This is a genomic window from Undibacterium sp. KW1, from assembly GCF_009937955.1.
Classification (GTDB): Bacteria; Pseudomonadota; Gammaproteobacteria; order Burkholderiales; family Burkholderiaceae_D; genus Undibacterium.
Map to the genome: position 1 here is coordinate 1,229,490 of NZ_AP018439.1, position 19,970 is coordinate 1,249,459.

Consider the following 19,970-nt stretch of genomic DNA (forward strand, 5'->3'; position numbering starts at 1 on the left):
TTTACGACACGGATACAATATAGATTTAGGTTATATTGATAGATACTTGTAACCTGCATTCAAAGCCGATTGACTCGCTTGAGTCCAATATCGATTAACAATATACTTCGCTAATAACCGAACTTCGGTATAGTTTGAGCTATCTGGAATCTCTTCTACCTTAAGTAAGGTAACTCCATTAGCATCAATATCGCAACGAATCTCAAGGAGATTTGATACTACTCTAGGCGGAATTAGAAAGTGGCCGATTTTTTGTTGTGAATTATTTCCTGACATTTCGTATATGTCTAAGGGAATTGGTGTATCAAGTGGACCAGTTATGCGTACTCGTATACTCGCATAGATGGGAATGAACGCAAAGGTATTAATTAGAGTGATTGTCTCGGTGTTCTCATTGACATCTGTTGAAATAGTAGCTTCCAGATCTTGCGAAGATTTTGATTCAGATGGTATCGATTGCGTACTTGCACATGCGACACATAATCCACTATAAATCGCATCAAGTAGCAACACATTGGTCCCTATCCCACTTAGTATCTTTGCTTGAATCGCAAGACCGGTGATAACGGCGTTTTCTTGGTAATCCTTTATTAACGGAATATTACCAGCTAATTTTTCAATCGTTTTTATGATAGGTAAAATCTTACAACCTTGGCCTGCAAGTAATATGAAATCAGGAGGGCTATTTGGGAAATGACTAAAAGCTTTATTGACACAATTTTTTAAGCGTTGATTTAAATCCTCAGATATTTCAAGGAACTGAGCCTGACTGATTTCCAATTCAATATTGTCAATCCCGGACGTTGTCTCAATATTTGCTAGTAATACATGAGCAACACTCCTACGACCTAAAGCAATTTTTGCTCGTTCAGCCTCTAGCATTAACGCATTTCTTTTGAGTTGAACTTGAGACGCTCCAGCATTTGCCAATTCAGCTCTTCCAATTCTTTCTATTAGGCTGAGTATAGCTTCGTCGTAATCCATTCCACCTAGATAGTTATCACCGTAGGCTGCTTGTACTTCGAAATGGTAGTCACCCTCTGGATATAAGTAGGAAACTTCTACCAAAGAAACGTCTGTGGTTCCTCCTCCAACATCAATTATTAGGATGTTTTTGGCGTAATAGCCATCATTTTTTTTAATAGATGGGAAGAAATCTTTGAGTTGAACGATATTTAGTGCCGCAACGCATGGTTCTCCTATCATTCTTGTTAATGGTACGCCAGCCATATGAAATGCATTCGCAAGTTTATTAGTAGCTGCAATTCCGAAATTCGCTGGAACCGATGCAATAACAGTGCCTCCTGTTTGACCTGTCGCTTCTTCAAAATTCTTGTGAATCGAAGCTATAAGAAGGCTTGCAAGTACTGTTGGTGATATTTCGTAACCATGAACATTTACTGTATCGTTTGACGTAAGAAGGCGTTTAAAATTTTTAACTGCAATGCACTTACCATTGTTACCGGGTTCGTTTGTAAGGTCTTGTCCTACTACGTAATCTAAATTCGGGTAGAACGAAATAATAGACGGATGGTTTTTTCGTCCTTCTGAACCAATAACATATTTGAGTTCACCACTTTTGTTCCAATATATAGCGAGGGAATTACTTGTGCCAAAATCAATTGCTAGGACGCTATCTGATAGGATTTCATCATACGATTCAGATCGTTTTCCGGAAATTCGAATTTCCTTCCCTATCTTCATAGATGCCGCTATGGACAGTTTGCGTTGATCTGACACAATTACAGTGTCTGCTATTGATAACGGATCGACGCGTGTATATGGTGTTTGTTTTGGGTGGCCATACTCATTTCCAATTGATGGGACGCGATGCAACAAGTATTGATCAAGTTCCCTAATGGTTTTACACTTACCGGTGTCGCCTAGAGCTTCGCTGAACGCATGAGTAAACACACCACTTTTAAGGTTGGGTAATTCGTAAGATCGCTCTGAGGGCGCACATGAAAAGAATGCTGCAACCCCTGGAAGTTTTATTTCAGAAGGATTGAACGAACTTTGGTAAGTATCTATGGCTTTGCCATTTCGAAAAACATTTCTACATGCATCTATCACCAGTATCGTGCATCGCGCAGACCATTTTTTTACCTCATGTAATAGATAATCGAAGCTTATCGCGGTGTATTCGACGGATCGATAAACAGCGTCTTGTGGCAAAAGATAATCTTTACCATCTGTAGCCGAATGGATTCCATGGCCGCTGAAATAAATGATCAATAAATCGAGGTTTTTCTGATTTGGAGGAATAGACAGTTTTTTAATGATATTGCTTCGTGTTGCGCTCGGACTCTTTTCTGATGGGCTCGATAAAATTTCAATATCTTCATTTTCAAAACCGCAATATGTTTTCAATAGGTTTGAGAAAATTTCGGCATCTTCACTAGCAAAATTTAGACTGCCAATCTCTGGATCATCATATTGAGAACAACCTATCAGTAGTGCGTGGCGCATATTGAGATATTAAGAATTCTTCTTAAACACTAATTTTATGCCACCTTTAACTTCTGCACCGACACTGCCCACCAAACGTACTTCACCCTTTGCAGTCACGTCTACAGTTACTTCGAAGCTGTCTAAGCGGTAGCTCGAGGATGGCATTTCTATAGATTGGAGCACATCACCCAGTTGCGAACAAACAGTAGTTAGTCTGGTCTTAAGGTGGGAGATATCCAAAATGTCTACTTTTCTGGCTATTTGATCAAGCGAATCATGCAATCCTTTTGCACCCTCATAATTGCTCTGCTCTTCATAAATGATAGGGATACCATCGAAAACTGCGTGATTGTCGGGTTTAGTCATTATATGACTCCTTAAATATCTAAGTAATTTGCGAAGTGGGGGGGCGGTGTTCGCAATGGAATTTTTTGCAGCACCAGTAAAAATATTGAAATCAATATTAATACCGCATTTGCGGTACTTTTTTCAAATATTACTTTTCATTGAGGCATCCTGCCATAGAAAAGTTGCTATATCAATATTTGTTAGAGGATTTTATTTTGCGTTACACAATTAAAGTGCTTGACTGTGCGGATGCTCGTGGTAGCCGCGTAAATTGATATCAAAATGATTTAAATAGATTTTAATAAGAGAAACAAAAAAAACCGCTCAAGCACAAGGCTAAAAGCGGGTTCTTTGCATCTGGCAGATCGCTCTGCAAGAAAATTCTGGTGGTGATAGGTGGACTTGAACCACCGACCCCAGCATTATGAGTGCTGTGCTCTAACCAGCTGAGCTATATCACCAAGAAGCCTGCGATTATGTCAGTTTGGCTTTTGGCTGTCAATATGCAAAACCAGATTTTGATGAAAATGGCGGCTATTTTTGCTTAAAAAGCAAAGCATTTCTGGTTTTGTGTCTGAATTACGCTGCGTATTGTTAAAAATGAGGTTCGTACTGAGGTTCCCAGCAAAGCTCGTAGTGAGCTTGGTGGGGTTCACTCTGGGATTGCTAGTGCCTGCCTGACGCTGTCCATGATTTGTGCCTGTGCATCGGCTGCCAGGCAGTCAATAATGATGCGGTTTGGCATGGATCTTAGCCAGGTGACCTGGCGTTTGGCGAGCTGGCGGGTGGCGATGATGCCTAGTTCGCGCATTTCTGGCAGGGTGGTTATACCATCGAGATAATCCCAGGCCTGGCGGTAGCCTACGCAGCGTATGGATGGCAGGTTGGCGTGCAGGTCTGGTCTTTGTTTTAGGGCTTTGACTTCATCGATAAAGCCTTGCTGTAGCATGGTGTCAAAGCGCAGGGCGATGCGCTCGTGGAGTACGCTGCGGTCTGACGGTTCCAGCGAGATTGCGTGCATGTCAAAGGGGGGGCGGCGCGTTCCTGTTTGGCCAGCAGGGCGGACATGGGCTGGCCGGTGATGGCGATGATTTCGAGGGCGCGTTGTATGCGTTGGCTGTCTTGTGGTTTGAGCCTTGCTGCGGTTTCGGGGTCGAGCGTTGCCAGTCTGGCGTGCAGGCCGGGTACGCCTATGCGGGCGGCCTCTGCATCGAGTTCTGCGCGTATGGCGGGGTCTGCGCCGGGCAGGTCGTCCAGGCCATCCATCAGGGCTTTGAAATACATCATGGTGCCGCCTACCAGCAGGGGCAGCTTGCCCCTGGCTTGTATCTCGCTGACCAGTCTTTGCGTGTCCTTGCGAAACTGCGCTACCGAGTAGGATTCTGCCGGGTCGATGATGTCGATGAGGTGGTGGGGTACGGCGGCCAGTTCTGCTGCATTGGGTTTGGCCGTGCCTATGTTCATGTCGCGATAGACCAGGGCAGAATCGACGGAAATGATTTCTGCCGGGTAGTGGCGCGCAATTTCCAGCGCAGCGGCGGTTTTGCCTGAGGCGGTAGGCCCCATGATGGCGATGATTTTTTGTACTGACATATTCATACAGGTTGTTCTGCCGGGATCAGTGCTGGTAAGACGCGGGCGGCGATAAAAATGAGGCTGCCCATGCTGCAGGCGATGATGGCGAGCGGATACACCGTGCCATTATGCGTGGCACCAACGATGCTGCCGACGATAAAGGCGACCAGCATATACAGCGCACCCATGAGGCCAGCGGCAGTGCCCGCTTGTTGCGGGAAGGGCGATACAGAATTGGATTGCGAAATAGGAAAGTTGATGCCATGCGCACCCATGGTCATGAACATGATGGGCGGTATCATGGTCCAGTGCTGCACACCTGCCAGTGTCATTGCCAGAAAGGTCGCACCAGCAGCGAGAGACAGGCTGCTGCCCATGCGCATGGTGATTTTGGTGCCAAAGCGTGCATGCAGGTGGCGGCAGACTACGGTGCCACTGAGGTAGCCGGATACACCAAAGGCAAAACAATATCCAAACCAGGCGGTTGGCAAAAGCAGCACCTTGATCAGTACAAAGGATGCGCCAGAGATGAATACAAAGATGGAACCATAAGACAGCGCACCCGGTAAGGCATATACCCAGAACACAGGCGCACCCAGCACGATGCGGTAATTGCGCAGCAAGCCGCTGACATTGGTGGCCTTGGCATCTTTATACAGATTGGTTTCTGGCAGGCGCAAGATGACCATGATGAGCAAGGCTGCTGCCAGCAGGGCATGCACAAAAAACGCTGCGCGCCAGCCCAGATTGACTTGCAAAAATGAACCCAGGATAGGCCCCAGCAAAGGCGCGGCAGATACCCAACTGCTGGCCTTGGAAATGACCTTGATGCTGTCTTGCGGATCATAAGCATCGCGCACGATGGCACGCGCAATGATGACGGCAGAGCAGCAGCCCAGCGCCTGCAAAAAGCGCGCAATGATGAGCATGCCCATGCTTTGCGATGCGCCACACAAGAGGCTGGCGAGCAGGTAGAGACTCAGCCCCGTTATTACCACAGGGCGACGGCCAAAGCGGTCAGACAAAGGGCCTATGATTAACTGTGCGCCACCAAAGCCAGCGACAAAGATGGACAGCGTCAGTTGTACTGTTGAGGCAGGCACATCAAACACTGCCGCCAGGCTGGGCAGCGATGCCAGGTACAGGTCAGTGCTTAAGGGTTGCAGCATCAAAAATGCGGCAATCAAAAAGAACAGGGGCGCTGTCGAGAACTGGGTGATGGCCTGGGCTGGCTGGTTCCCGGTTGCTTTGGATGTCTGCACGGTATTTGCCACCTCACTGACCACGCAAGAACATCTTGTCGAGATCATTCAAACCCAGTTGCACCCAGGTCGGGCGGCCATGGTTACACTGATCTGAGCGTTCTGTATGTTCCATCTGGCGCAGCAGGGCATTCATTTCTGGTACAGTCAGGCTGCGGTTGGCACGCACGGCGGTGTGGCAGGCCAGGGTGCCGAGCAATTCATTACGCCTGTCTATCAACACGCGGGAGCCACCAAATTCACGCACTTCACGCAAGACATCGCGTGCCAGTGACTGGGCATCGGCATTCTTCAAAAGCGCTGGCACTGCGCGCACAGCCAGCGTGGTCGGCGAGATGGCGGCCATGTCAAAGCCCAGCGCTTTGAGTGTGTCCTGGTGTTCTTCTACCGTGCCAACTTCAACTGCATCGGCAAAGAAGGTGATGGGGATCAGCATGGGTTGCACCGGCATGCTGTTTTCATCCAGGGCGTTTTTTAATTGTTCGTAGAGTATGCGTTCATGGGCGGCATGCATATCGACCAATACCAGGCCCTTGCTGTTTTGTGCCAGCACATACACGCCATGTAACTGGGCGAGGGCGAAGCCTAATGGGTAGTCGTCATCTGGCAGGCTGTTGGCAACCTGGTTGGCGGGGGCATAGCTGGCACCGGCCTCGTTGATGCCAGCACCGTTAGCACTGGGGCGGAAGAAGGCGCCATAGCTTTCCATGCGTTGGGTGACGCCGCCATTAGGCTGTGGGCGGTAGGGGTTTTGGTAGGCATTGCCGTAGCCGCTGCCGCTACTTGCGCCACCTCCACCACCAGCATAGGGGGATGGGTTGGCAAACTGCGATGCAAAGGTGGTTTGCTCGCCGGCTATCCAAGGCGTACCTCCATTTGCAGGTGTAGCTATGCCAGAGCCAGCAGACATGGGGCCGGGTACAGTCCCAAATGCCGTCGCCGATGTTTGCGCCAAGGCGCGGCTGACTGCATGGAAGACAAACTGATGCACAGAGCGGCTATCGCGGAAGCGTACTTCTATCTTCGATGGGTGCACGTTCACATCGACCAGCGCGGGGTCCAGATCCAACCCCAGTACATAGGATGGATAACGGTCACCATGCAATACATCCTGATAGGCAGCGCGCACGGCATGCGTCAGCAATTTGTCGCGTACGAAGCGACCATTGACGTAAAAGAACTGCGCATCGGCGCGGGCCTTGGATGCGGTGGGCAGGCCGACAAAGCCGTGTATGCGCAAGGGGCCTGCGCTTTCATCGAGTGACAGGCGGGCGTTCGAGAATGCTTCGCCCAGTATCTGCGCGCTGCGTTTGTCGATGGCGCTGACGTTCCAGTGATCGACGGCCTTGCCATTGTGGCTCAGTGAAAACGAGACATCGGGTCTGGCCAGGGCAATACGGCGCACGATCTCGGCGCAGTGGCCAAATTCTGTCTGCTCAGACTTTAAAAACTTGCGCCTGGCCGGAGTGTTGTAATACAGGTCTTGCACATCTACCGTCGTGCCTTGTGCGCCGGATGCGGGTGAGACCTTGCCGTTTTCTATCTGCCAGGCATGGGGGGCATCTGCGGTGCGGGTGGTCAGCGTCAGCAGCGATACCGAGGCGATGGAGGCTAAAGCCTCACCGCGAAAACCCAGGGTGGCGACATTTTCAAGCTCGTCAAGGCTGGCGATCTTGGAGGTGGCATGGCGGGCTACGGCCAGTGTCAACTGGTCTGGCGGTATGCCGCGGCCATTGTCGGTGATGGCAATGCGCTTGACGCCGCCTTCTTCCAGGCGGATGACAACATTGCTGGCACCGGCATCGAGGGCGTTTTCCAGCACTTCCTTGACGACGGCAGAAGGCCGTTCCACGACTTCGCCAGCGGCGATCTGTGAGATCAGGTTGTCGGGCAGTGCTTGTATGGGGCGATGGGTAGCAGGGTTCGAATTCATGCCATGATTATACCCGTCAGGCGTCTCAGACATTGCCGTCTGGTGTATGATTGCGGCGGCTTTATGTACAGACTATCTAGACCCTGGGACAATAATGGATTTTATGCAACTCCTCGACGTGATCTTGCATGTCGATAAAATGCTGGGCACTTTCGTTACGCAGTATGGCGCACTGGTGTATGTCATTTTGTTTGCCATCGTATTTTGTGAAACGGCTTTTGTTGTTTTCCCTTTCCTGCCAGGGGATTCGCTGTTGTTCATAGCCGGTGCGCTGTGCGCCGCACCCGATGCCCCCATCAATGTCTGGGTGCTGATCGCCTTGCTGGTGATTGCCTCCATCACTGGTAACTCCATCAATTACTGGATAGGCAGCCTGCTGGGGCACAAGGTCATGGAAAAAGATTTCCGCTGGATAGACCGCAATGCCTTGATGAAAACGCACATGTTTTATGAAAAGCATGGCGGCAAGACGGTGGTGCTGGCACGTTTTATCCCTCTGGTACGTACCTTTGCGCCTTTTGTGGCTGGTTTTTCCGAGATGACGCACAAGACTTTCCAGCTCTACAATGTACTGGGTGCCTTGTTGTGGGTGTTTAGTGTGGTGCTTGCGGGTTATTATTTTGGTAATATCCCTATTCTGCGTGACCATTTGAATACGGTAGTCCTGGTTGGCGTTGGTGCTGCAGTCATCCCGGTCGTGCTGGGTGGCCTGTGGCGACTCTTCAGGGGCAAACGCAAACCTTCTTGAAAGCGGGTTCTTATCTTGAAGCCCCGGCAGACTTCATCCACGGTTATCTGGTTGCAAGCCAGTGCACCAGCCAAGCCTGCCCTGGGTCAGTCTTGCAATGGTTGTGGGGTGTGCTGCGCGGCTGAGCCTTGCCCGGTGGCGCGGGTGTTCTTATTGCAATTTCGTGGCAGTTGCCAGGCGCTGGAGTGGCATGCGGATGTGCAGCAATATCGCTGCGGGATGTTAGTGCAGCCTGCGAATTATGTGCGTTTGTTGCCGATTTCGTGGCAGAGCTGGTTTGCGAGACGGGTAAAACGCTGGATAGCGGCGGGTACGGCTTGTGATTCGGATGCGAGTGTGGGCGGGTAATATTATTGGTTGGGCCATGTTGTTGGACTACGGATTGTAGGTTGGGCTACGGGGTATCAGCCCAACACTCGGCTTCCACAAACGCATACGTTATTTAATCGCCCAGTGCTGGGCTGGTGAAGCGTAGCCCAAGCTACGAATCCGGCCCAACCTACGCACTATCCAAGCTCTTCACTCCCTACCTGAATATAACAGGCAATATACTCGCACAAAACAATGCCGCTGCAACATTGCCAGCGACCAGCCTGGCTGGTGCCTGTAAATCCGGTTTCAAATCATTGGCATTCAATTTTTCTTGGAGGGCCCTGGCTATCCTGTCTGCAGTTTCTTCACGGCTTTCTGAGCCTGCGGCGGGATTGTTTTCCAATACCCGGCTTATCACAGAAATAAAATCAAACTTTTGCAGCAGAGTGCCAAACACCATTTTGTTGACGGTGGATTGCTCGCTCATCTTATTGAGTTGCGCGCTAATTTTTTCATGGATGACGGCGCTGGTGCTGCCAGCGGAGTGGGCCTTGTCCAGCAGTTGTGGGTAGTTGTCAGTCAGTTTGCTGACGACAAACTGGCTCAGGTCAGAGCCATGGCGCTCTGCCAAAAAGTGCAGGGCTGCGGCTATGCCCTGTTTTTTACCCATCAAAAAATACAAAATGGGTGCCAGCAAGGTCACTACGCACAGCACAAGCAGAGGCAGGCCACTGTGACCCCTGCCAGCCCAGCTGGTAAAAAACAGCAATAAAACCAGGTTCAGGAACACTCCGAATGCTGTGTAGCCTATGAGGCGGGAAGTGATTTTTACGCCAGCCAGGGCGCTTACATTCAAGATGGTTTTGATTGCCATAGGGGCGGATATTTCCTGTAAGAGGGCGAGAATTGCCCTCATTGGTTAGTCTATGGCGGTAAATCATAGCATACAGATAACAGTACCCCCTGAAATGCTTTGCCACTAGCGTGTCATCAGCAATAAACGCACGGCCAGCAGGGACAATACCGCAGCCAGTATGCGCGCCTGCAATTTGGCGACTTTGGCATGGCGCATCAGGGTCTGGCGTATCACATGGCCAAAACTGCTTAGCAGGGTATGAAAGACAGTGCTGATGATGGTCAGTGTCAAACCCAGTAGCAATAATTGCTGCGTGACCATCCCTGCTTGTGCGTCGACAAATTGTGGCAAGAACACCATGAAGAATAACAAGGCCTTGGGATTGAGCAGGCTGTTCAGGCAAGACCGGGCAAAAACTGTGCGTAACGCTACTGCCTGAGGCATAGCTGGTATTGTTGAAGCCGGATTACGCAGTGACTTGTAAGCCATCCACAGCAAATACATTGCGCCCGCATAGCGTATCAAGTCAAACGATGGTGGCCATGCTGTGATGATGGCGGTGATGCCGCAGGCAGTCAGCAGCGTCAGGAGGATGTCAGCTGCACCTATACCCAATGCGGCAGCAGCGCCGCCACGTACACCGTATTGCATCCCGCAAGTCATGACAAAGGCCATGTTAGGGCCGGGTGAGCATAGCAAGAGCAAAACTGCAATGCTGAAGGTGGCGAGAGTACTCAGGCTGATCATGGTGGCTTCTTGGTGATTGCTGAAAAGATGCAGGCAGTGTAGTCTCTTGATCTGATACAGTAAAAAAATTGTTCTAGATACTATCTTATGGCTTTCGCCCGTTATAAATCCATCGTTGATGATTATGCTGCCCGCATTCGCAGTGGCAAATTACGTCCCGGCGCGCAGTTACCAACCCTGCGCAAACTCATGCAGGAACATGGTATTGCGCTGGCGACAGCTTCACGCGTTTATACAGAACTGGAAGCGCATGGCCTGGTAGCTTGCGAGATGGGGCGCGGGACTTTCGTACGCGACACCAGCTTGCCGCGTCGCCTGGGGCTGGAACAGCAGACTTTGCAAGCTGGTGCGGTAGATTTGATTTTCAATTATCCCTGTCTGCCAGGCCAGGATGAAATGCTGCGCGAAGGCTTGCGTGCAATCGCCAGCTCGGGTGACCTGGATGCCTTGCTGCATGCAGCGCCACAAGGTGGCCGTCCGCATGAGCGGCAAATCATTGCCCGGCATCTGCGCAATCGTGGTTTGCGTTTGCCTGCTGAGCAGGTACTGATCGTCAATGGCGCACAGCAGGCGCTGGCGGTGACAGTGCAGGCTTTGCTGGCACCGGGCGATATCCTGGTCATGGATGCGCTGACTTTCCCCGGCATGAAAACCCTGGCGCAATCAGCACGGCTGGACGTGGAAGCCTTGCCACTGGCAGAAGGCAAATTGAATTTGCCAGCGCTGGCGGCGTTGTGCAAACGGCGTCCAGTGCGTGCCGTGTATGTGATGCCCACCATGCATAATCCCATGGGCACGGTGATGACAGATGAAGAACGCCAGCAGCTTGCCCAACTGGCGCAAAAGCATCAATTCCTGATCATAGAAGATGGCGCATATGCCTTTCTGGCAGAACCTGCACCCAAGCCGGTGTTTACCTATGTGCCTGAACAGACGGTGTATATTTCCGGCCTGTCAAAAAGTGTGGCATCGGGTTTGCGCATAGGCATGCTGGCTGCGCCGCCAGCGTTGATACCCGCGCTGGAAACAGCGATACGTGTCACCTCAGGTAACACACCGTCTTTGATGATCGCCCTGGCTTGCCGTTGGATAGAATCTGGTGTTGTCGATGAACTGGAAACAAGAAAGCGCAAGGATGCCAGGCAAAGGCAGAAGCTGGCGCGAGCAGCGCTGCATGCTTGCATGCTGACAGCGCATCCCTCTTCTTATTATTTGTGGTTGAGTTTGCCTGATACTTTGAGAGCGGAACAAGTCGCCACAGCGTTGGCAGAGCAGGGCATTATGGTGGCAACTGCCGATGCTTTTAACGCTGGAATAACTGCGCTGCAGGCTTTGCGGCTGGCGATAGGATCGGTTCCGCTGGATGTACTTGAACAGGCACTGACAAAGATAAATGAGGCATGCTGGCCTTAGTGAGTTCCAAGCACGTTCGTCATGCGTGATTCAGCGTGCCGGGAACTTCTTCATATCGCTAATTTTCACTTGCAGACCATGTCCTGTTGGTAAGTCGGTCAGACATTGCGCGACAGTGACATGTTTTTGACTGGCTTTGATTTCACCACAGGACAGGCCCTTAGTGGTTTCAAAAACCTGCGTCTTGCCAAGATAGTAGGTATTGCAGAAATCGACATCATGCCCGGGTGACATGAATTGGCGCACAACTGCCTTGTCCAGGGTTTTTATCCGTCCTTTGTAAGTGTCTACACTATGATCATAGTAGGATCGTATGTATTCCACTTCCTTTAGGGGCTGGGCCGTGAACAAGGCAAAGTATTTGGCCGAGCTGCGGGTTTCTTCCAGTTCTCTTGCAGAATAATCCCCGCCTTTTATCTTTTGTTCTATCAATGGCAGGGCAGAGGAGCAACTGAGAACTTTCATTTCCACATAAGCGGGAATGTTGGCTATATCTTCGGCCCGGCCAGGTGCAGCAATTGCCAACATCAGCACGGTCAGAATAAGTGATTTCAATTGTTTTCACCCATTGATATTCTCAGGTCATGCGGTTTTTAGCCAGCGGCGGGTTCTTGGAAAAATATTTCTTGATACCCTTCATGACTGCATCTGCCAGTTGATCCTGGTAGGCATTGTCGGTCAGCTTGGCTTCTTCTTCCGGGTTGGAGATGAAGGCGGTTTCTATCAAGATGCTGGGGATGTCAGGTGCTTTTAATACCGCAAAGCCAGCCTGTTCAACTGAGCCCTTGTGCAGCCTGTTGATGCCGCTGATTTCGCTAAGTACGACCTTGCCCAGCTTGAGGCTGTCATTGATTTGCGCCGTGGTCGATAAATCGAGCAAGACGCTGGCCAACTGCTTGTCATGGGTCTTGATATTGACGCCACCGATGAGGTCGGCAGCATTTTCTTTGTCTGCCAGCCAGCGGGCGGCAGTCGAGCTTGCGCCTTTTTCTGACAGGATAAACACAGATGAGCCGCGTGCGCTGGAATTGACAAAGGCATCTGCATGCACGGACATGAACAGGTCTGCCTGCACGGCACGGGCTTTTTGTACCCGGACATTCAAAGGCACAAAATAATCAGAATCGCGGGTCAGCATGACGCGCATATTTGGATGCTGCTCTATCTTGGCCTTGAGGCGCTTGGCAATCGCCAGCACCACATCTTTTTCACGGCTGCCACCACGGCCTATGGCACCTGGGTCTTCACCGCCATGACCAGGGTCGATAGCGATGGTGATCATGCGTGTCAGCTGTACCGGTTTTTCCTGCTTTTCTATGGCTGGCGCACCGGGTTTGATTTCTGGTTGCGGATCAAGCTTGATTTCTGGCTTGGGCTCTGGTTTGGGTTCGGTTTTGCCCGCGAGTATATCGGCAGGGTTTGCCGTAGCTACCGGTGCCTGGTTGATGGCACCTGGTTCCTTGTTCCATTCGCCTTTTTCTATCAAGGCAGCGAGCGGGTCTGTTGGATTGGCGGGGTAAAGATCAAATACCAGCCTGTGTTTGTAATTACCCACTGGTGGCAGGGTAAATACCTGCGGGCTGACTTCTTCTTTGAGGTCGAACACCAGGCGCACGACGTTGGGGCGGTTCTGGCCCACGCGCACTTGTTTGATATAGGGGTCATTCGACTTGATCTTGGCGACCAGTTCCTTGAGCTTGGCATTGAGCTCCAGTCCTTCGATATCGACAAACAGGCGATACGGGTCTTTCAGTACGAAGTGATTGGTTTTGAGCTCACTGTCATTTTCCAGCGTGACGCGGGTATAGTCTTCTGCTGGCCACACGCGCACGGCAAGTATCTGCGCCGCCCTGGCAGCAGGTGCCAGGACAGAGAGCAGCAGGGTACCACCTGCCTTGAGCAGGACGCGGCGTTTTTGGGTGCGCGCTGTATCAGTACCTGGCGTACTTTCAGGGCTTATAGATTCGGGGCGAACTTGAGTGATGCGAGACATGCGATACCTTTAGCAGACAACGCGTGCAATTCTACCTCACGACCGTCACCGGCGACGCGCAAAAATACATTCAAATCAGGTTCTGGCAGTACACCATCAGCTTTTTCTGGCCATTCAACGACGCAGATATTGCTGTCATTAAACTCTTCGCGGAAGCCCGCTTCGGCAAATTCATCTGCACTGATCATGCGATACAGGTCAAAATGCATGATGGTGACAGCCTGGCCATTGAGCGTGACCTGGTAAGGTTCGGCCAGCGTATAAGTAGGGCTTTTGACGTTGCCGCTATGGCCTGCGGCATGGATCATGGCGCGGGTCAGGGCGGTCTTGCCTGCACCGAGGTCGCCATGCAAAAAAATACTCATGCCTGGCTTCAGCGCATGCGCCAGGCATTTACCCAGTGCCTGGGTTGCTGCTTCATCGGCGAGTGTGGTCTTATAATGTGACATTTCCTGCAAAGTTCCTATTCATGAATCTGCCTAACATAGCACAACACCCTCAATCTGTGTACTACAGAGGGGCGGGCGCGTGAGTCTGGACAGCGCAACCCTGGCTGACCTGGCGGGGCAAATACGTCTATGGGGCAAGGAGCTGGGCTTTGCCGAGTTGCGCATAGGCGATGTCGATCTGTCACATATAGAAGGCAGCTTCCAGGCCTGGCTGGATGCCGGTTACCACGGCGAAATGACCTATATGGCCAGCCACGGTACCAAACGCACCCGCCCGGCAGAGCTGGTGCCGGGCACGGTCAGGGTGATTTCTGCCCGTATGAACTATCTGCCCAAGACGGAAAGCTGGCGTGTCGAAGAGCAGGGGCAGGCGGCAGACAAGGCTGTTATATCCTTGTATGCGCGTGGCCGCGACTACCATAAAGTCTTGCGTACCCGCCTGCAACAACTGGCCGAACGCATAGAAAAAGCCATAGGCCCGTTCGGTTACCGGGTCTTTACCGATTCTGCCCCCGTCATGGAAGTGGCGCTGGCAGCCAAGGCTGGCCTGGGCTGGCGTGGAAAACATAGTCTGTTACTCAGTCGCGAGGCTGGTTCGATGTTTTTTCTCGGAGAAATCCTGATTGACATACCCCTACCTGTCGATGAACCAGTCGGCCAGCATTGTGGCCAGTGCAGCGCCTGCATGGATGTTTGCCCGACCAAGGCCATCGTTGCACCTTATACCGTTGATGCGCGCTTGTGCGTGTCTTACTTGACAATAGAATTGCACGGCAGCATACCTGTGGAATTGCGGCCCCTGATCGGCAATCGCGTGTATGGCTGTGATGACTGCCAACTGGTCTGCCCCTGGAACAAGTTTGCCCAGGCGGCAGCCGTGGATGATTTTTCTGTCCGCAATGGTCTTGACAATGCCCGCATGGTGCACTTGTTTGCCTGGACTGAAGAACAATTCCTGCGCATGCTGGAGGGGAGCCCTATACGACGCATAGGGCATGAGCGCTGGTTGCGGAATATTGCGGTCGGGTTGGGGAATGCGGCGGTCAGTATGCGGGGGGATGCTGAGATCGTGGCGGCTTTGCAGGCACGGCTGGGGCATTCTTCTGAGATGGTGAGGGAGCATGTGGTTTGGGCTTTGGGGAGGCATGGAGTGGAGACAAGAAGCGATGGCTGAATATTTGTTTGATAATAGAGACACTACTTCAGGCAGAAATTTTGTCCTGACCAGTTATCTTGAGTGGATGTATCGCAGTAGTAATTTTGTCCGGTTTCTGGAGTACTTTTCGACAAGGACAGGATTTGTCGCGGATGAAACAGGATTTCGTTTCCCAGACTTGACTGAATATGATGCAGAATATTATTTCACAGGTGTGCGAGTCTGGGTTGGTACGCAAAAAGTAACACTGGCTGAGGTCGATTTTGTTGGGCAAGTCAGGGAAGCTTGTGAAAGCTATTGCAATAAGCATCAAGATCAAGCGAGTCTGGTCAATACTTTACTTCAAAAAATTCAAGACAATTGCAGGCAATTAGAGCTCACATCAAAATTTGAAATGTTGAGTAGAGATGCCTCCAAAGCGGACACGAGCATGACTGACGAAGTCATTGATAAACTGTTTCATGATGATTTGATCGACTGGGGCGTAGTTTTGTTAGAAGTGGCAGGTATGCAAGGTATTGATGAGGGTTTGAGACCGACACTTGTAAAAGATTTTGCGTACCATGAGCTTGAGGAAATCGCCATTCATGATCCCCTGTTGGAAGTCATTGTAGATCTGGCTAAAAACAGCGGATACAGCTCTGTTGATTTATGCGAAAAGATAGAAAAAGTCTGTCAAGCCAAAAATATAGATATGGATAAGTCCAGGCGAAAATGGTTGCTCGCTTTGCTCGACGGGATGTTATTGGATATTGACTCTGATTCTATGTACGGACTCATAAAAATCGCGAAATTTTGGGCTGCATGGGGATGGCCTCCTGGTAGTGCAGCCTTGATGCGACATGATAAGAAAATGTCTTCCCAAGACTATCATTCATCAGTCAATTACAGACAAGTGATAGCGAATCACCGTGAATGGCTGGAAACGGAGATTGCGGCCTGTCGATAGTGTTATGTTGAACGTTATTATGGCTAGCACTGTACACGGATACGTTAGGCAAGTTGTGTGTAAAACGACTTTCATTTGACATCACCGCACCAAACTCAACCACACCGGCAAAGTCAGCACCGACAACACCGTGCTGGCAGAAATCAGAAATGCCACGAATGGCCCGTTGCCGCCCATGCGTGCTGCGAGTACATAAGCACTGGATGCGGTAGGCAGGGCGCAAAAGACGACGGCGATTTGCAATTGTAGCGGCGGCAGTTCCAGCCAGCGACCGAGCAGCAGGGCGATGAACGGCAGGGCCAGCAGTTTCACCGATAAAAAATAGGCGGCTATACCCTTGGCTTCGCGCAAGCCAGACAGGCGCATCCCGGCACCCACTGCCAGCAAGCCCAGCGCGATTGAGGCATTGCCCAGCCGCGACAGGGTGGCGGCAATACCTTCTGGCATGGGTATTTCCAGCACACTGAACAAGACACCACTGGCGGTACCGACCACCAGCGGGTTGCTGGCGATTTCTTTCATGAGCCTGCCGCTATTGTGTGCCAGTGCATACACCGCGCCCATATTACAGAGCGGTACTAGAAAACCGATCAGCAATGCCATCAATGCGGTACCCTGGTCACCCGCGAGACGTGAGGCAATCGCTAGCGCTATATAGGAATTGAAACGAAATGCGGTTTGCACGCCTGATTCAAATATCCTGGGCGCTGTGGTAAACATGAACTTGGCCAGCCAGCCCAGCAGCATGCCACAGCCGGTAGTGATGACAGCGACCTGTAGCAAGTGCCCCGTTGAATGAAAATCAAAGCGGGTGCGCGAGGTGGTATAAAACAGCAGGGCCGGGAACATGATGAAATAAACGATCTTTTCCACCCCGGCCCAAAAATGTCCACCCCAGTGCGCATGACGTGCCAGTAGAGAGCCTATCAGTATCAGGCTGAAGTCGGGGAAGAGCAGGGTGAAGATGGACATCGGCTTTACTTCAATTATTTACTTGAGCAAGCCCGCCAGCTCTACCGCAGTCTTGACCTGCATCTTGTCAAAGATATGGGCACGGTGTACTTCTACCGTGCGCATGCTGATACCGAGCTGGTCGGCGATGACCTTGTTCATTTTTCCCAGCAAGATCAGGTCCAGCACTTCTTTTTCCCGGGCAGACAGGCTGGCAAGACGGTCATGGACCAGCGCGGCAGAACCTGCCTGGCGCGAGATGGCCAGGGCTTCTTGCACTCTGTCCATGAGCTTGTTGTCATTAAAGGGTTTTTCAAAAAAATCAAAGGCACCGCGCTTCAGTGTATCTACTGCCATCGGTACATCGCCATGGCCAGTCAGGAAAATCACGGGCAGGCGTTTGGTCAATTGCCGGGCTGCCAGCATTTCAAACAGATTGATGCCGGTCAGGCCGGGCATGCGCACGTCCAGCAGGATGCAGTCGCCCTGGCTGTCAAAGATCAGGGGTTTGTCGAGGGCCAGCAGGAATTTTTCTGCACTCTCATAGCTGTGTGCGGCGATCTGCCTGGACCTGGCCAGCCATGATAAAGAGTCACGTATGACCTCTTCATCGTCAATAATATGTAGCATGGTATCTCCCGTTTTTTGTGTGGCGCATTATGTATTTCTTGTTAACTTGATGCGCTCGGATAGTCTTGTATAGGTATAGCGAATTGGAAAATAGTACCACCGGCAGGGTTTTCATGATGTGAGAGCTTGCCGCCGTGGAATTCTATGGCAGTGCGGCAAATGTTCAAACCCATGCCCATGCCCGCAGACTTGGTAGTGAAAAATGGCGAGAACAGTTTCTCGGCCACTTCTACTGGTATGCCGTGACCGCGGTCAGTCACACTGACGATAATCTGCTGTGTGTCTTCATCCAGCGCAGCCTCTACCCGTAGTATACGTTTTTCAGGTGCCGTGGTTTGCATGGCCTCGATGGCATTTCTGGTCAGGTTCAACAAGACTTGCTCCAGCAATACCCGGTCTGCCAGCACCAGTGGCAACTTGGGCCTGACCTTCCATTGCAGGGCGACATGGCTGGCCTGCGCCTGCAGTTCCACCAGGGGCATGGCACTTTGTATAAGGTCGGCAATTTGCAGGGGCTCACGGGCCGCTTCGCGTTTTTTTACAAACTCGTGCACGCTGCGTATGATTTGCCCTGCACGCTGCGCCTGGGCATTGACTTTTTCGAGCGCACTTTGGAACAGGCTGCGGTCTATCATGCCCGCCTGCAAGAGGTTGACGGCCCCTGTGGTATAGCTGGAAATTGCCGCCAGTGGCTGGTTCAGCTCATGCGCGAGCATGGAGGCAATTTCACCCATGGTCGCCAGTTTGGCGCTGGTGTGCAGCTTTTCTTCCTGCTGACGAGTCAGTTCCTGGGCGCGCCTGAGCTCAGAGATATCAAGGATGGAGCTCATCCAGCCAGCCTGTTTTCCCTGTTCATCGATGAGGGCAGATTCATAGATCAGTACCGGGATGCGTTCGCCGCTGGCATGCTGGTATGTCGTCTCGAAACCTTCGGACGGCACGGTACCCGCCAGTAACTGGGTAAAGCGCTGCTGGTATTCTTCTATGGCTTCAGGTGCCCAGTAAGGCATGGGCGGCATGCGCCCTATGATTTCTTCTGCCGGGAAACCCACCATGCGACAAAAAGCCGGATTGACATAAGTCAGGCGGCCTTCCATGTCGCGTGCACGCAAGCCGGTGACCAGGGAGTTTTCCATCGCAGCGCGGAAGGTTACCTGCTTGCGCAGCGCCCCCTCTGCCGCCAGCCGCCGGTTGATATCTCGCCACAGGGCCAGCAGGCTCCAGATCAATCCTATCGATAACAGGATGACCGACAATACCAGCAAGTTCGACAAAAGCTTGGGTTCGGTCTTGATGCTGTTGGTGCGCAAGACCAGGGTCAGGCTGGGTAATTCCCAGGCGCGGCTGTGGGTATACACGTTTTTGCCGCTACCACCGGCGCTCCGCTCCGCCAGGATGCGGTCGTCAATGTCGGTGATGGTGATCTGGTTATCCTGGGCAAACCACCAGGGCACCAGTTCTTCCAGGATGGCATTCATGCGGTAACTGATCATGATGCTGCCTACCCGGTGATCGTCTTTGATCAGAGGGATCTGGCAATGCATGAGATAGGCATTCTTGGCATTGATTTCCAAAACCGGCTTCATGCACACCGTTTCTTCGCTGACATCAAGTTCGCCAAATTCAAACTTGGGGAGGGGGATCCTGTCATTGTTCGCCGGTATGACCTCGCGGGTATCGACCAGCAATTTATTGTTGGCGTCATACCAGGCGATGCGCTGGATTTCACGGTTGTTCTTGAGTATGGTGCGAAAGCGATCAAGCACGGCATCTTTTTGCAACTTGGCCGATTTGATTTCATTGCCTATCTGGCGCAAGACTTCGTCATTGCGGTTGAGCTGGAATTGTATGGCCTGCTCCACCCATAGCGAATCAGCGATCAGTTGCTCCTGACGCTCATTGGCTTCCATGCGCTGCGCCTGCCACGGTAACCAGATCAGCGTGGACAAGAATAACAACAACAGCAAGATGGGAATAATCCAGCGCCACTTTTGATTGGGCCAGGATTGGGAACGGTGAAGGCTTTTCATGACCCTAGTTTACTTCAGAGCGTGATTTATCGACAAATACATCGCACAAACACTGCATAATCATTACACAAACATCGCACAATAATTAAGCCTTGTGGTTTTCCACAGTTGCAAGATAATGCTGCGGTTGAAATAATCAGTGTAATAACCCTTATAACGATTGGAGA

At 51.4% G+C, this 19,970-nt stretch carries 17 protein-coding genes, 1 tRNA gene and 1 pseudogene; 5 read left to right on the forward strand and 14 right to left on the reverse strand.

Annotation, left to right across the window (positions count from 1 at the left end):
* Window positions 1-30: 30 nt before the first annotated feature.
* The 6 genes and pseudogenes from UNDKW_RS05535 to mutL form a co-directional block, all read right to left on the reverse strand.
* The gene (locus UNDKW_RS05535) at window positions 31-2,469 is read right to left on the reverse strand and encodes an Hsp70 family protein (protein WP_162057903.1); all 2,439 of its coding nucleotides are present in this window, start codon (window positions 2,467-2,469) and stop codon (window positions 31-33) included.
* A 9-nt stretch (window positions 2,470-2,478) separates the two neighbouring features.
* The gene (locus UNDKW_RS05540; protein ID WP_162057904.1) at window positions 2,479-2,817 is read right to left on the reverse strand and encodes a hypothetical protein; all 339 of its coding nucleotides are present in this window, start codon (window positions 2,815-2,817) and stop codon (window positions 2,479-2,481) included.
* Between the two features lie 366 nt (window positions 2,818-3,183).
* Window positions 3,184-3,260, reverse strand: a tRNA-Met gene (locus UNDKW_RS05545).
* Window positions 3,261-3,451: 191 nt separating this feature from the next.
* Window positions 3,452-4,398 (reverse strand): annotated as a pseudogene (miaA, locus tag UNDKW_RS05550) (tRNA (adenosine(37)-N6)-dimethylallyltransferase MiaA).
* On the reverse strand, window positions 4,395-5,636 hold the full coding sequence (locus UNDKW_RS05555; RefSeq protein WP_162057905.1) for a multidrug effflux MFS transporter: 1,242 nt from the start codon (window positions 5,634-5,636) through the stop codon (window positions 4,395-4,397). The pseudogene miaA and the gene UNDKW_RS05555 overlap by 4 nt, the downstream one beginning before the upstream one ends.
* A gap of 13 nt (window positions 5,637-5,649) precedes the next feature.
* Window positions 5,650-7,569, reverse strand: a complete 1,920-nt coding sequence (gene mutL / locus UNDKW_RS05560) for a DNA mismatch repair endonuclease MutL (protein ID WP_162057906.1) — start codon at window positions 7,567-7,569, stop codon at window positions 5,650-5,652.
* A 94-nt stretch (window positions 7,570-7,663) separates the two neighbouring features.
* Between mutL and UNDKW_RS05565 the strand changes: the two genes are divergently transcribed.
* On the forward strand, window positions 7,664-8,317 hold the full coding sequence (locus UNDKW_RS05565; RefSeq protein ID WP_162040155.1) for a DedA family protein: 654 nt from the start codon (window positions 7,664-7,666) through the stop codon (window positions 8,315-8,317).
* Window positions 8,318-8,332: 15 nt separating this feature from the next.
* Window positions 8,333-8,665, forward strand: coding sequence for a hypothetical protein (locus UNDKW_RS05570; RefSeq protein WP_174247570.1), 333 nt, complete (start codon window positions 8,333-8,335; stop codon window positions 8,663-8,665).
* Window positions 8,666-8,843: 178 nt separating this feature from the next.
* Here UNDKW_RS05570 and UNDKW_RS05575 read toward each other — a convergent pair whose 3' ends face one another.
* Together UNDKW_RS05575 and UNDKW_RS05580 are read right to left on the reverse strand one after the other, a co-directional pair.
* A complete protein-coding gene (locus UNDKW_RS05575; protein WP_162057907.1) occupies window positions 8,844-9,503 on the reverse strand; it encodes a hypothetical protein in 660 nt (219 codons plus the stop codon).
* A gap of 105 nt (window positions 9,504-9,608) precedes the next feature.
* Window positions 9,609-10,232, reverse strand: a complete 624-nt coding sequence (locus UNDKW_RS05580) for a LysE family translocator (RefSeq protein ID WP_162057908.1) — start codon at window positions 10,230-10,232, stop codon at window positions 9,609-9,611.
* Window positions 10,233-10,319: 87 nt separating this feature from the next.
* Here UNDKW_RS05580 and UNDKW_RS05585 point away from each other — a divergent pair, with 87 nt between their 5' ends.
* Window positions 10,320-11,645, forward strand: coding sequence for a PLP-dependent aminotransferase family protein (locus UNDKW_RS05585; RefSeq protein WP_162057909.1), 1,326 nt, complete (start codon window positions 10,320-10,322; stop codon window positions 11,643-11,645).
* A gap of 30 nt (window positions 11,646-11,675) precedes the next feature.
* Here UNDKW_RS05585 and UNDKW_RS05590 read toward each other — a convergent pair whose 3' ends face one another.
* From UNDKW_RS05590 to tsaE, 3 genes are read right to left on the reverse strand one after another with little or no spacing between them, the layout of a single operon-like run.
* A complete protein-coding gene (locus UNDKW_RS05590) occupies window positions 11,676-12,200 on the reverse strand; it encodes a hypothetical protein (RefSeq protein WP_162057910.1) in 525 nt (174 codons plus the stop codon).
* A gap of 22 nt (window positions 12,201-12,222) precedes the next feature.
* Window positions 12,223-13,638 (reverse strand): N-acetylmuramoyl-L-alanine amidase, encoded by a 1,416-nt coding sequence (locus UNDKW_RS05595; protein ID WP_162057911.1) that lies wholly within the window; start codon window positions 13,636-13,638, stop codon window positions 12,223-12,225.
* Entirely contained in the window at window positions 13,602-14,087 is a 486-nt protein-coding gene (tsaE, locus tag UNDKW_RS05600; RefSeq protein ID WP_162057912.1) for a tRNA (adenosine(37)-N6)-threonylcarbamoyltransferase complex ATPase subunit type 1 TsaE, read from the reverse strand. The genes UNDKW_RS05595 and tsaE overlap by 37 nt, the downstream gene beginning before the upstream one ends.
* Window positions 14,088-14,166: 79 nt before the next feature.
* Between tsaE and queG the strand changes: the two genes are divergently transcribed.
* Both queG and cdiI read left to right on the forward strand, forming a co-directional pair.
* A complete protein-coding gene (gene queG, locus UNDKW_RS05605) occupies window positions 14,167-15,261 on the forward strand; it encodes a tRNA epoxyqueuosine(34) reductase QueG (protein ID WP_162057913.1) in 1,095 nt (364 codons plus the stop codon).
* Window positions 15,233-16,192, forward strand: coding sequence for a ribonuclease toxin immunity protein CdiI (gene cdiI / locus UNDKW_RS05610; protein WP_162057914.1), 960 nt, complete (start codon window positions 15,233-15,235; stop codon window positions 16,190-16,192). The genes queG and cdiI overlap by 29 nt, the downstream gene beginning before the upstream one ends.
* A gap of 81 nt (window positions 16,193-16,273) precedes the next feature.
* Here cdiI and UNDKW_RS05615 read toward each other — a convergent pair whose 3' ends face one another.
* The 3 genes from UNDKW_RS05615 to UNDKW_RS05625 are packed head-to-tail and all read right to left on the reverse strand — an operon-like array spanning window position 16,274 to window position 19,803.
* Window positions 16,274-17,164, reverse strand: coding sequence for an AEC family transporter (locus UNDKW_RS05615; protein WP_162057915.1), 891 nt, complete (start codon window positions 17,162-17,164; stop codon window positions 16,274-16,276).
* Window positions 17,165-17,182: 18 nt separating this feature from the next.
* On the reverse strand, window positions 17,183-17,773 hold the full coding sequence (locus tag UNDKW_RS05620; RefSeq protein WP_162040165.1) for a response regulator transcription factor: 591 nt from the start codon (window positions 17,771-17,773) through the stop codon (window positions 17,183-17,185).
* A gap of 41 nt (window positions 17,774-17,814) precedes the next feature.
* On the reverse strand, window positions 17,815-19,803 hold the full coding sequence (locus UNDKW_RS05625) for a PAS domain S-box protein (RefSeq protein ID WP_162040166.1): 1,989 nt from the start codon (window positions 19,801-19,803) through the stop codon (window positions 17,815-17,817).
* Window positions 19,804-19,970: the final 167 nt, after the last annotated feature.

What these genes read in the sequence shown, in the direction of transcription:
- UNDKW_RS05535 (WP_162057903.1), bottom strand. Translation starts at nt 2,469, where the DNA reads ATGCGCCACGCACTACTGATAGGTTGTTCTCAATATGATGATCCAGAG.
- UNDKW_RS05540 (WP_162057904.1), bottom strand. Translation starts at nt 2,817, where the DNA reads ATGACTAAACCCGACAATCACGCAGTTTTCGATGGTATCCCTATCATT.
- mutL (WP_162057906.1), bottom strand. Translation starts at nt 7,569, where the DNA reads ATGAATTCGAACCCTGCTACCCATCGCCCCATACAAGCACTGCCCGAC.
- UNDKW_RS05565 (WP_162040155.1), top strand. Translation starts at nt 7,664, where the DNA reads ATGGATTTTATGCAACTCCTCGACGTGATCTTGCATGTCGATAAAATG.
- UNDKW_RS05575 (WP_162057907.1), bottom strand. Translation starts at nt 9,503, where the DNA reads ATGGCAATCAAAACCATCTTGAATGTAAGCGCCCTGGCTGGCGTAAAA.
- UNDKW_RS05580 (WP_162057908.1), bottom strand. Translation starts at nt 10,232, where the DNA reads ATGATCAGCCTGAGTACTCTCGCCACCTTCAGCATTGCAGTTTTGCTC.
- UNDKW_RS05585 (WP_162057909.1), top strand. Translation starts at nt 10,320, where the DNA reads ATGGCTTTCGCCCGTTATAAATCCATCGTTGATGATTATGCTGCCCGC.
- UNDKW_RS05595 (WP_162057911.1), bottom strand. Translation starts at nt 13,638, where the DNA reads ATGTCTCGCATCACTCAAGTTCGCCCCGAATCTATAAGCCCTGAAAGT.
- tsaE (WP_162057912.1), bottom strand. Translation starts at nt 14,087, where the DNA reads ATGTCACATTATAAGACCACACTCGCCGATGAAGCAGCAACCCAGGCA.
- cdiI (WP_162057914.1), top strand. Translation starts at nt 15,233, where the DNA reads ATGGAGTGGAGACAAGAAGCGATGGCTGAATATTTGTTTGATAATAGA.
- UNDKW_RS05615 (WP_162057915.1), bottom strand. Translation starts at nt 17,164, where the DNA reads ATGTCCATCTTCACCCTGCTCTTCCCCGACTTCAGCCTGATACTGATA.
- UNDKW_RS05620 (WP_162040165.1), bottom strand. Translation starts at nt 17,773, where the DNA reads ATGCTACATATTATTGACGATGAAGAGGTCATACGTGACTCTTTATCA.
- UNDKW_RS05625 (WP_162040166.1), bottom strand. Translation starts at nt 19,803, where the DNA reads ATGAAAAGCCTTCACCGTTCCCAATCCTGGCCCAATCAAAAGTGGCGC.